The organism is Halorubrum sp. B52 (genome assembly GCF_059752555.1).
The window spans coordinates 240,418-250,531 of sequence record NZ_MWTG01000010.1 but is presented as its reverse complement, the minus strand read 5'-3'; the positions used below and the strand labels follow the sequence as shown (position 1 = coordinate 250,531).

Genomic DNA, 10,114 nt, shown 5'->3' with positions numbered 1-10,114 from the left:
GGAACCGCGGTTCGCCGCCTGCCCATTCATCCGGGGCGATTGCCCCACCCGTTTTCAATCGACGCCGAGCGCGAGCCAGCAGGACGCGCTCCTCACACCACCGCACCCCGACGAGTGCGATACGACCGCTAGGCTTAAACGCTCGACAGCGGTACCTTCGAGTAGCGCCAAGGTGGCAGAGTCTGGTCAGACGCAGCGGCCTGCAGAGCCGCCCAACGCCGGTTCAAATCCGGCCCTTGGCTTCAGTTCGTCACGAACGCCGAGCCGCGCGGCGACACCGGCCGCGTCGAGCTCGGTCGTCGCGGTCACTGTACCGCGGTCTCGGCGCTCGCCGTCACCGAAACTCGGTGAGGCTACCGCAAACAGAACGTATAGAGCGGTCGGCGTCGTCCCCGTTCCACGTGGACGACCTGACTCGAACCGGACGCACCGCTCCCTCGAGGGGTACGTCGCGTCGCGCGAGCTCCCGGCCGAGGTATCGAACGCGGAGCCGCGGCGCCCGGCGGGGTGAACCGTGAGCGACGACGCCTCGTACGATCTCGACGCCGGGCCGGATCCGGCGGACTACGCGTCGGCGACGCCTGAGCCCGCGTGTGCGGGCGACGATGAACGCGTAGTGCACGCCGTCGGCGTCGGCCCGGGGAATCCGGAGTACCTCGTTCCGCGGGCGGAGCGGGCGATCCGGGCGGCCGACGCGGTCGTCGGCTTCGAGACGGTCGTCGACCTCGTACGGGATCGCACGGACGCCGACTGCCTGACGTGCGGTTACCGCGACGAGGCGGCCGCGCTGGCGACGTTCGCAGAGCGGGTCGCCGCCGGCGAACGAGGAACGGCGGTGCTGATGGGCGATCCGAACCACTCGGGCTACCAGTTCGTCGGGAAGGTCGAGCGCGCGCTCGACGAGGCGACCGCCGGCTCGATCGACCTCCGCGTCGTTCCCGGGGTCTCCTCGCTGCAGGTCGCGGCGAGCCGGGCCCGCACGCCGATGGAGGACGCGACGTTCGTCACGCTCCACAAGAGCGGCGACATCGGCGACGACCTCTCCCGGCTCCGACGCGACGCCGGCGAGCGGCACTTGCTCGTGCTCCCTCGGCCGTTCGACTGGATGCCCGGCGACGTCGCCCGCGATCTGCTCAACCACGGCTGCGAGCGGTCCGACGTCGCGCTCGTCTGCGAGCGGCTCACCCGCGACGACGAGGCGATCACCCGGACGACCGTCGGCGAGCTCGCGAGCCGCGCCGGCGGCACCGGGCGGTCGGAGACGCCGTTCTCGGACCTGTCCGTGCTCGTCGTTCGCCGGTAGCTCCGGGGCGGAGCGGTGGCGCGGTTCGGTCGCTCCGAGAGCCCGGCTTAGTAACCGTTATACACGGGGTGACCCATGCTGAAACCATGCAACGACGCGCTGTGGCCGTGTACGTCGCGCTCTTCGTGCTGATCGCGGGGGGAGCGGGTGTCCTCACCGCGACGGCCGATAGCCCCGAGATCGGCTTCGAGAACCCCGATGTCGAGGTTTCGCAGAACGAGACGATCGAGGTCGACGGGGAGTCGTACACCCTCACCGGGATCTCGGAGGACGAGGGGACGCTCGTCGCTACCCTCGAACAGGAGGAGTCGGCACAGCTCTCGGAGGCGTGGGCGAACGAGTCGACCGTCGAGCTCGGCGACCGGGAGTGGCGCGTGGAGATCTCCGGCGAGGAGCCGAGCGAGTTCACGCTCGTGGAAGTGCTCGACCGGCAGGCGATCCTTGAGAACGACCCGCAGGCGGATAACGAGACCGTCGAGCGCGACGACGGGGAGTACGTCGTCGTCACCGAGGACGGCGAGTCGACGCTCGTCCCGGCCGGGGAGTACTTCCCGGCCCCCGAGGAGCGCTCGTACGCCACGGGCGACTCCTTCGAGTACGGCGACCGGACCGTGACAGTCGACAACGTCACGGCGGAGCAGGCGGTGCTCGTCTGGGAGGGGACCCAGACGCAGACAATCGAGGCCGCCGACGAGGGAATGGTCACGATCGGCGAGACGCAGTTCGTCGCACACTTCCCGGACGACTCGACGCTGCAGCTGTCGAGCGACATCGAGGGATACGAGGCGCAGGTCGCGCAGATCGATCAGTTCCAGCAGTACAACAGCGGGTTGACGCGCGTGCTGGTCCTCGCGTTCCTCTCCTCGCTGCTCCTGCTCGGGGCGGCGTTCATCCCGTCGCGGTACTGATCGGGACTCGCTCGCCGCTCCGATTCGGACGCGCCTCGCAGCCTTCGTTTTTCACTCGCTCCGGTCCGTCCCTCGTCGTCCGTGAGGCGAGACGCCGACCGACACGGTATAAGCGTCGCGCTCGTCGTGTGGGACATGAGTTCGACCGCCGAGAAGGTCCGACAGCTCGCCCCGCACTGGGCCGCGATGTTCCTCCTGATGATCGCCGTGCTCGCGCTCGTCGAGCGGACCGTCGGGGAGATCGGACTCGTCCCCTCGGTGGCGTTGGTGATCGCCGTCGCGATCGGCTACCCGTACGTCGTCAGGGCGATCGGCGTCGCGCCGCCGATCTGGCGGCGCCCCTGACCCGCCCCGCTCTCGCCTTCCGCGTCACTCGTCGGGAGCGTCGCGGAGCGCGGACGTCACTCCCAATCGATAGGCGCCGGCGCCGGCACCGAGGACGAATGCGACGACCGCGCTGACGGCGATCCAGAGCGTGTTCGGGTGTTCGAGTCCGGAGTGAAGCAGTATCTCCATGGGCGTCGATCCGCCGGTGGTCAGGTAAATCGATCGCTTCGCCCGCGAGCGTCCCGACCGACTCGACCGTTCCGCGCCGATAACACCGATGTCAGTCGATCACCCGGCGGTCCCTTTCGTTTTTATACGTGTTCGTCTCGTACGACCGGTATGAGCGACGAAAGCGCGGCTCCGGTCACGACGGAGCTCCCGGACGCACCGTTCCACACCAGCGGCACCGATCACATCACGGTCTGGGGGAGCAACGAGGCCGACACGATCGCCTTCTACCGCGACCTGCTCGGGATGCCGCTCGTCCTCCGCCAGCCGAACCTCGACGACCCGTCGCAGACGCACCTGTTCTTCGACACCGGAGACGGCCGCATCCTGACGTTCTTCGTGAGCGACGACCGCCCCTCGGCCCGCGGCCAGCGCGCCGGCACCGGCGCGGTCCACCACCTCTGTTTCAGCGTCGAGCCCGACGAGTACGAGGACATCATGGAAGCGCTCGAGGAGGCCGGCAAGGGGTACAACGTGTTCGACCGGGGGATCTTCCACTCCATCTACACCCAGGACAACAACGGGCTCGTCATCGAGCTCTCCGCCGACAAGTACGAGATCCCGGACGATCGCAAGGGCGAGGTGCTCGCGACCGCCCAGCGGCTCCGCGAGGAGGACGGCGCCGACTTCGCGCAGGACCGCCACATGAAGGGCGCCTTAGAGGAGCTCGGCCTCCCGGTGACAAAGCACGACCTGCCCGACGCGGACGCGGGCGTCGGCGTATGAGCGGGCGCACCCCGCACGCGGGGGACGACCCCCACGCCGACGAGGAGCTGGTGACGGCCGGGACGCCGGTCGACGAGGCCGACGCCGCCGTCGTCCTCGTTCACGGTCGCGGCGCGACCGCCCGCAGCATCGTCGGCTTCGGCGAGGAGGTCGCCGGCGACGGCGACGTGGCACTCCTCGCCCCGCAGGCGGCCGTCAACACCTGGTACCCGAACTCCTTCCTCGCGCCCGTCGCGGACAACGAGCCCGGGCGGAGCTCCGGGCTCCGCGCCGTCGGCCGCGCGGTCGACGAGGCGACGGACGCGGGGATCCCGACCGAGCGCGTCCTCGTCGCCGGCTTCTCGCAGGGCGCCTGCCTCGCGAGCGAGTTCGTCGCGCGGAATCCGACTCGGTACGGCGGGCTCGCGGTCCTGAGCGGCGGCCTGATCGGCGAGTCGGTCGACGTCGACGACTACGTCTCCGGCGCCGCGGCCGCGGTCGACGGCGACCCCGCCGAGGCGCTCGGCGGGACGCCGGCGTTCCTCGGCTGCAGCGACGTCGACCCGCACATCCCGGAGGAGCGCGTCCGCGAGACGACCGCGGTGTTCGAGGCGCTCGGCGCCGACGTCGACGAGCGGATCTACGAGGGGATGGGCCACGGCATCAACGAGGAGGAGACGGAGGCCGTCGCCGCGTTGGTGGCGTCGCTGTCGTAGGGGCGGTGGGGCGGGCGAGCCCGCGCCTCACGCCAGCCAGTCGTCCGGCTTGGTGTCGTAGTCGACCTCGTCGGCCTCGATCCGCTCGCGGATCTCCGGGTCGAGGTCGTGTTCGGTCACCTCGCCGCCGTCGTACTGGAAGCGCACGCCGACCTCCTCGCCCTCCGGCTCGGCCCCCCGGCGCTTCGCCCGGCGGATCGCCTCGTCGGAGTACTCGACGCGGATCGTCGCGAGGTTCACGGGGCGGCCCCACAGCTCGAAGACGCGCTTCAGCGTCTCCTTCGCCGACTCCTCGTCGAGCGCGACCCCGTTGAACCGGTGGCCGAGCAGGAGCTCGCCCCGGTTCCGGAAGTTGCCGTCGAGCACGACGACCGTCGGCTTCCCGAAGTTCGTGAACTGCAGGAGGAGCTTCCGGCGCACGTCGTCGGCGTCGACGCTGGCGACGCGGTGCTCCCCGGCCGCCCGGCTGTACTCGTAGGTGAAGTAGTTCCCCTCGCGGACGAACTCGTCCGTGAGGAACGCGTCGATGAACGTCACGTCGTTGTGGCTCTCGCGGATCTCCAGCATTCGGTCCCACCCGGCCGTCCGGTCGACGTCGGCGAGCGCCTCGTCGACGGTCGCGTACCGGTCGACCTCGAACATGTACCGGGCGCGCTCCGTCAGCGTCTCCCGCGAGACGTCGCGCAGCGCCCCCCGATGCTCCGGCCGCGAGAGGACGTAGTGACGCTCCGCGAGCCCCTCGCGGGTGAGGAGCTTCCACGGGTACCGCTCGACGTCCGGGCCGGCGTCGGGATCGACCTCGCCGTCGCCGGCCCCCGTCCGCTCCTCGTCCCGGGCCGAGAGCGCCCGGTCGACCGCCTCGGCGTCCACCCGCGGGTCGCCGTCGGCGGCGAGCTCGGCCAGTTCGTCGAGCGTCGCCGGGCCGGCGGCGGCGATCGCGGGATGGGGTTCGAGCGCCTCGGCGACCTCGTCGAGGTCGATCCGCGAGTGGAAGTTCTCCGGCGTCACGCCCTCGACGCGGAGCAGCCGGTCGATCACGTCGCGGCGGGCGGTCCGCAGCTCGACGTGGGTCCACAGCTCGAAGCCGAGCTTGTAGGGGTTGAGCCCGGGCGAGCCGAGCACCCGCGCCATGTGGTCCGCGTAGGTGAGGAACTCGTCGGGGCCGGCGAACCCCTCGCCGCCCATCATGACGGACTCCCAGTAGGTCGCCCACCCCTCGTTCATCACCTTCGTCGACTTCTGGCCCGCGAAGTAGTACGCCTCCTCGCGGATCGCGTCGATGACGGTCGTCTCCCACGGCTCGCGGTCGACCGCCTTCCCGCTCTCGGGGTCGTAGCGCTTCCCGTGGTCGCGAAGGAACGCGAGCACGTCCGGGCGCGGCTCCTCCGGCTCGACCCCCTCGCCGTGCTCCTCGAGCCACTCGTCGTCGAACACGTCGCGGCGCACCTCCTCGGAGAGATCGAGCTCCGCGATCCGCTCTTCGACCGCCGCGAGCGGGTCGTCGTCGGGGTCGTTCACGTCCTCCGCGACCCCCGGCTCCGCGACCGACCGGGCGGCGTCGACCGGGTTGTGCTGGTCGATCGTGTCCTCTAACGCGGTCACGGCGTCGATTAGTCGCTCGACCTCGTCGCGGTCGACGTCGGGCCGGTCGGCGATCGCGGCGATCCGGTCGGCGTTGCGCTCCAGCCGCGCCGCGGCGTTCGGCCCGCCCTCGCCGCGGTCGGCGTACAGCCCGAACCAGCCGTTGTTCGCGAAGAAGTCGGCGTGCGCCTCGACGTGGGTGATGACGGCCTTCTGGTCGGCCGTCGAGTTGGACTCCTGGAGGAACGCGTGGCTCGGGTCGTCGTTGTTGACGATCTCGAACGCCTTTCCGAGCCCGTGGCGGTCCTTCTTGCGCTGGCGCTCGTAGTTCATCCCCCAGCGCCAGTGGGGGTAGCGCCGCTGGAAGCCGCCGTAGGCGATCAGCTCGTTCATCTCGTCGTGGCCGACGACCCAGTACCGGACCGGGTACGGCTCCAGTCCGAGCCGCTCTGCGAGCTCTCGGGCCTCCGCGGCGGGCTCGTCGAGCGACGCCGCCTCGCGCTTCGACTCGACGCGCTCGTCCCTCATCGGCGCTCACCCCCTCGGCCGTCCGGGCTCCCGCCGCCGGCGGCGTCGCCGTCCCCCGACGACTCGGTGCTGAGGATCTCGTAGATGGCGTCGGTGACGTCGTCGGGCTCCGAGACGCGCGCGACCGCGACGTTGTCGGCGTCGCCGAGCGCGTCCTCCACCTCGTCGGCGTGGCGCGCGTTCGGCGCGGCGCCGCCGGGCTGGGTCTCCACGTACGCGTGGAGGTTGGCGTCGATCGACTCCATCAGCGGGATCACCGAGTCGGTCGTGTCGCTGCCGGAGTTCTCCGAGTCGCCGGCCGCGAACACGTAGCGGTTCCACTCGCTGAACGGGTACTCCTCTAAGATCTCCGCGACCAGCTCGTAGGCGCTGGAGATCCGGGTGCCGCCGCCGGACTGGATCCCGAAGAACTCCCCGCGGTCGACCTCCCACGCCTCCGCGTCGTGGACCACGTACCGGAACTCCGCGGCGTCGTACTTCCCCGTCAGGTACCAGTCCATCGGGGTGAAGACGCGCTCGACCAGCTCGCGTTTCGTCTCGCACATCGAGCCGGAGGCGTCCCGCACGTTGACGACGACGACGTTGCGCTCGCGCTTCTCGATCACCTCCGGGTGGCGGAACCGCTCGTCCTCCCGGCGGAAGGGGACGCTGTCGAGCCCCTCTCGGCGGATCCGGTGGCTCACGGGCTCGCGGTCGACCTCGTCGTCGAGCGCCTCGAAGCTCTCCCAGCGGTCGAGCGCCGTCACGGGCTCGCCGCGCTCCTCGGCGAGGGTCGCCGCGGCGTCGGCGATCCACGCCCGCGAGACGGGGACGCCCCCGTCGCGCGCCCAGGCGAAGACGTCGTCGACGTCGGCGCCGGCGACGAACAGCCCCTCGCGGACGTACTCCTCGTCGAAGTCGGTCGCGAGGTAGCGCTTCAGGCCGCGCTTGAAGAACTCGTCGACGTCGAGGGTCCCGCGCGGGCCGGCGCGCGCGGTGTCGGTGAAGTCGCCCTCCACCTCCTCGACGACGCGTTTTCCCTTCGGCTCGAGGTCGAGCCCGAGCTCCTCGTCGAGCTCTCGCGCGAACTCCTCGGGGTCCATCTCGTAATATTCGTGCTCGCCGCCCTCCTCGCCGGGGTCGCCCTCCTCGTCGCCGTCGCCGGGCTCGGGGTCGACCGGCTGGCCTGGCTGCGGCTGTCCGCCCCGCGCCTGTCCGACGCCGCCGGCCTCGCGCCTGTCGTACTCGAACTCGGGGAGGTCGACGATCTTCACGGGGATCCGGACCTGATCGGGGCCCGAGCGCCCGAGGTCGCCGTGGCTGATGAACTCCGCGAGGTCCTCGCGGCGCTGCTCGCCGACCTCGCGGAAGCGCTCGCGGTCGTCGGTCAGTCCCACGCCACATCACCCCCGTTCCCGTCGCGGCCGCCCCGCCGCCCCTCGCCGTCCCCGCCGTCGGCGGCGAGGTCGGCCCACTCGTCGCGGGCGTCGCGCATCACGGCGCGGCTGGTCAGCTCGGCCGACGCGGGGCTGTACCCGCGGTCGACGAGCCGGTCGACCGTCGCCGCCTTCACGCGCTCCGTCTCGGTGTCGGCCGGCGGGTCGGCCCACTCGGCCGGGTCGAGCTCCGGGAAGCGCCGCTTCAGGTCGGCCAGGTCGTTCGCGTCGAGCACCTCGCGCAGCTCGGGGATCTCCCGGAGCTCGACATCCTCGACGCTGAACTCGTCGCCGCGGTTCCGCCACGCGTACCGGGTGAGCGCCCGGATCACGCGCTCGCGACGGAACTCGGCGACCTCCCGCGTCGGGTCGGTGCCGTAGTAGTCGTCCTCGTCGAACCGCCCGAGCGTCTCCGTCTCGAACACCTTCATCGCGAGGGCGTCGGGCTCCTCGGGACCCCGCTCCGTCTCCACCGGCTCGTCGGCGTCCCAGGCGTACACGTGCTCGACGTACTCCGCGACCGTCTCCTCCGAGACGGTCGCCTCCGCGAGCGCGGCGTCGATCACGTCGGCGCGCTGGCGCTCGCGGACGCGCTCGGCGACCGGCGTCTTCCGGCTCTCGAACTCCGCGACCTCCGACCGGGAGAACAGCGGCGCCGCCGAGAGCCCGTCGGCCATCGCGTCGAGCACGTCCGTCGGGGTGACGACGCACTCGACCGGCAGCTCCGGGTGGCTCCGGTCGGCGTCCGCCCCCAGCAGGTCGGCGACGACGTCGCGGGTGTACGTCACCGGGATCCCGTTGCGGCCGTCGCCGTCGCCGACGTCGACGTCGGCGATCGTCAGCCGCTCGTCGTCGCCGTCGGCCGCCTCGCGTCGGATCTCCCCCGTCTCGTACAGCTCCGCCTTCTCGATCAGCCCGAGGTCGGCCGGGAAGTCCTCCGCGTCGAGCCGGGTGACGACGGCGTACAGCGCCGCCGCCCCGACCGCGTGGGGCGCGAGCTCGCGCTCGGTGACCGTCCCGTCGTCGTCCCGGACGTCGATCGTCAGGGCCGCGGCGCCGGGCTCGTCCGCCGGATCGCGCTCGGGGTCGCCCGCGGGACCGTTCCCGAGCCCGATCGTCCCGCCTTCCGGCTCGCCCTCCGCCTCGTTCACCCCGTCGACGGTCGGCACGCCGCGCACGCCGCCGACCTCGCGGCGCAGCAGCTCCGCCTCCAGCCGGCGGTTCGTCAGGTAACGGAACTCGTGGCGGGTGAGCCGGCGCTTCAGCGCCTTCAGCGGGTCGGCGCCCTCGCGGTCGGCGTGGCGGTCGAGCTCGGCGTCGAGGTCGGGGTTCGAGATGACGATCAGCTGGGTGTCTAGGTCCATCCCGATCCCCTTGTCGAGCTTCACGCGGCGCTCGTCGGGGACGTTGAGCAGCCGCCGGAGCAGGTCGGCGTGCTGGCTGGCGTCCTCGACGACGGTGGCGACGCCGTTCCCCTGCGAGAGCACGCCGTCGTAGCTGAACGCCTGCGGGTTCTTCCGCCCGCGCGAGTCGAGCTCGCGGAGCATCCCGCCCATCCACGAGCCGACGAGCCGCTCCTTCGGCGTGCCGTCGTCCTCGGCGTGGAGCACGCCGATCCCCTCGCCGACGTCGACGACGTAGCTCGTCACGCGGAGGTGGTCGCGGTCGGTGATCGCCGAGAACAGGTCCCGGCGGCCCTCGTCGCGGTACGCCGACTCCAGGTGGTCGTACGCCTCGCGGCTGAACGGGTCGAGGTCGACGTCGGCCGCGATCGGATAGGCGTCCTCGTCGACGGCCTCGGCGATCGACTCCCGGACGTCCTCGGGGAACACGGAGAGGGGATGCGCCTGCACCGGGCTGCGGTACCACGCCGACGCGTCGCCGCCGTCGCCGTACGAGAGGCCGTCCCCCGGCCCGCCGATCCCGCCGCCGGCTCCGGTGACGTTCCACTCGACGGTGTAGCGGCGCCCGGCCTCGGTCTTCGAGAACTCTCGGAGGCCGTTCACGAGGCACCGCTTGAACTCCGACTTCCCGGTCGCGGTGGGGCCGTCGATCCAGACGATGCTCTCGTCGTTCCCCCGGCCCGCCGCCGCGGCCCGGAGGTCGTCGACGAACGCGTTGAGCGCGGCGGTGTTGCCGAGGACCGCGTGCTCGCCGTCGTTGAACGGGTCGTCGAAGAAGCGGTACCGCTCCAGCCGCTCGCCGCGCTCGCGGACCTCGCGGGTGCCCTCCGACTCGATCGCCGCGAGGACGTACTGCGCCCCGGAGGCGGCGGCGACGGGGTTCTCCAGCACGCGGTCGACGTACTCGTCGAGGCTCATCGGCGGGTCGTACGCGCCCCGCAGGGTCTCGTCGGCCGCCCGGACGAACGCCTCGCCGTCGGATCGGTCGCGCTCGCTCATC

At 71.6% G+C, this 10,114-nt stretch carries 9 protein-coding genes and 1 tRNA gene; 6 read left to right on the top strand and 4 right to left on the bottom strand.

The window, feature by feature from the left end; translation table 11 throughout:
- Window positions 1–166: 166 nt before the first annotated feature.
- The 4 genes from B4V04_RS15795 to B4V04_RS15780 all read left to right on the top strand — a co-directional run bounded on the left by B4V04_RS15795 (window position 167) and on the right by B4V04_RS15780 (window position 2,556).
- A tRNA-Cys gene (locus tag B4V04_RS15795) sits at window positions 167–242 on the top strand.
- Between the two features lie 272 nt (window positions 243–514).
- Window positions 515–1,303, top strand: a complete 789-nt coding sequence (locus B4V04_RS15790) for a cobalt-precorrin-7 (C(5))-methyltransferase (protein ID WP_498232670.1) — start codon at window positions 515–517, stop codon at window positions 1,301–1,303.
- A gap of 86 nt (window positions 1,304–1,389) precedes the next feature.
- Window positions 1,390–2,211, top strand: coding sequence for a DUF8231 family protein (locus tag B4V04_RS15785; RefSeq protein WP_498232669.1), 822 nt, complete (start codon window positions 1,390–1,392; stop codon window positions 2,209–2,211).
- A gap of 135 nt (window positions 2,212–2,346) precedes the next feature.
- The gene (locus B4V04_RS15780) at window positions 2,347–2,556 is read left to right on the top strand and encodes a hypothetical protein (RefSeq protein ID WP_498232668.1); all 210 of its coding nucleotides are present in this window, start codon (window positions 2,347–2,349) and stop codon (window positions 2,554–2,556) included.
- 24 nt (window positions 2,557–2,580) lie between these two features.
- Here the strand turns inward: B4V04_RS15780 and B4V04_RS15775 are convergent, their stop codons facing one another.
- Window positions 2,581–2,727 (bottom strand): hypothetical protein, encoded by a 147-nt coding sequence (locus B4V04_RS15775; RefSeq protein ID WP_498232667.1) that lies wholly within the window; start codon window positions 2,725–2,727, stop codon window positions 2,581–2,583.
- A 150-nt stretch (window positions 2,728–2,877) separates the two neighbouring features.
- Here B4V04_RS15775 and B4V04_RS15770 point away from each other — a divergent pair, with 150 nt between their 5' ends.
- Together B4V04_RS15770 and B4V04_RS15765 are read left to right on the top strand one after the other, a co-directional pair.
- On the top strand, window positions 2,878–3,492 hold the full coding sequence (locus B4V04_RS15770) for a VOC family protein (protein ID WP_498232666.1): 615 nt from the start codon (window positions 2,878–2,880) through the stop codon (window positions 3,490–3,492).
- A complete protein-coding gene (locus tag B4V04_RS15765) occupies window positions 3,489–4,187 on the top strand; it encodes an alpha/beta hydrolase (protein WP_498232665.1) in 699 nt (232 codons plus the stop codon). Before B4V04_RS15770 ends, B4V04_RS15765 begins: the two co-directional genes overlap by 4 nt.
- A 27-nt stretch (window positions 4,188–4,214) precedes the next feature.
- On the opposite strand, the gene B4V04_RS15760 is transcribed toward B4V04_RS15765, so the two are convergent.
- From B4V04_RS15760 to B4V04_RS15750, 3 genes are read right to left on the bottom strand one after another with little or no spacing between them, the layout of a single operon-like run.
- Complete coding sequence (locus B4V04_RS15760) at window positions 4,215–6,296, bottom strand: SpoVR family protein (protein WP_498232664.1); 2,082 nt, start codon at window positions 6,294–6,296, stop codon at window positions 4,215–4,217.
- Complete coding sequence (locus B4V04_RS15755; RefSeq protein WP_498232663.1) at window positions 6,293–7,672, bottom strand: DUF444 family protein; 1,380 nt, start codon at window positions 7,670–7,672, stop codon at window positions 6,293–6,295. The genes B4V04_RS15760 and B4V04_RS15755 overlap by 4 nt, the downstream gene beginning before the upstream one ends.
- Window positions 7,663–10,113 carry a kinase anchor protein gene (locus B4V04_RS15750; protein ID WP_498232662.1) on the bottom strand — a complete coding sequence of 817 codons (2,451 nt, stop codon included), beginning with the start codon at window positions 10,111–10,113 and terminating at the stop codon, window positions 7,663–7,665. The genes B4V04_RS15755 and B4V04_RS15750 overlap by 10 nt, the downstream gene beginning before the upstream one ends.
- Between the last annotated feature and the right edge of the window lies 1 nt (window position 10,114).

Coding starts and splice junctions, on each gene's coding strand:
- B4V04_RS15785 (WP_498232669.1), top strand. CDS start 1,390: ATGCAACGACGCGCTGTGGCCGTGTACGTCGCGCTCTTCGTGCTGATC.
- B4V04_RS15780 (WP_498232668.1), top strand. CDS start 2,347: ATGAGTTCGACCGCCGAGAAGGTCCGACAGCTCGCCCCGCACTGGGCC.
- B4V04_RS15775 (WP_498232667.1), bottom strand. CDS start 2,727: ATGGAGATACTGCTTCACTCCGGACTCGAACACCCGAACACGCTCTGG.
- B4V04_RS15770 (WP_498232666.1), top strand. CDS start 2,878: ATGAGCGACGAAAGCGCGGCTCCGGTCACGACGGAGCTCCCGGACGCA.
- B4V04_RS15765 (WP_498232665.1), top strand. CDS start 3,489: ATGAGCGGGCGCACCCCGCACGCGGGGGACGACCCCCACGCCGACGAG.
- B4V04_RS15760 (WP_498232664.1), bottom strand. CDS start 6,296: ATGAGGGACGAGCGCGTCGAGTCGAAGCGCGAGGCGGCGTCGCTCGAC.
- B4V04_RS15750 (WP_498232662.1), bottom strand. CDS start 10,113: ATGAGCGAGCGCGACCGATCCGACGGCGAGGCGTTCGTCCGGGCGGCC.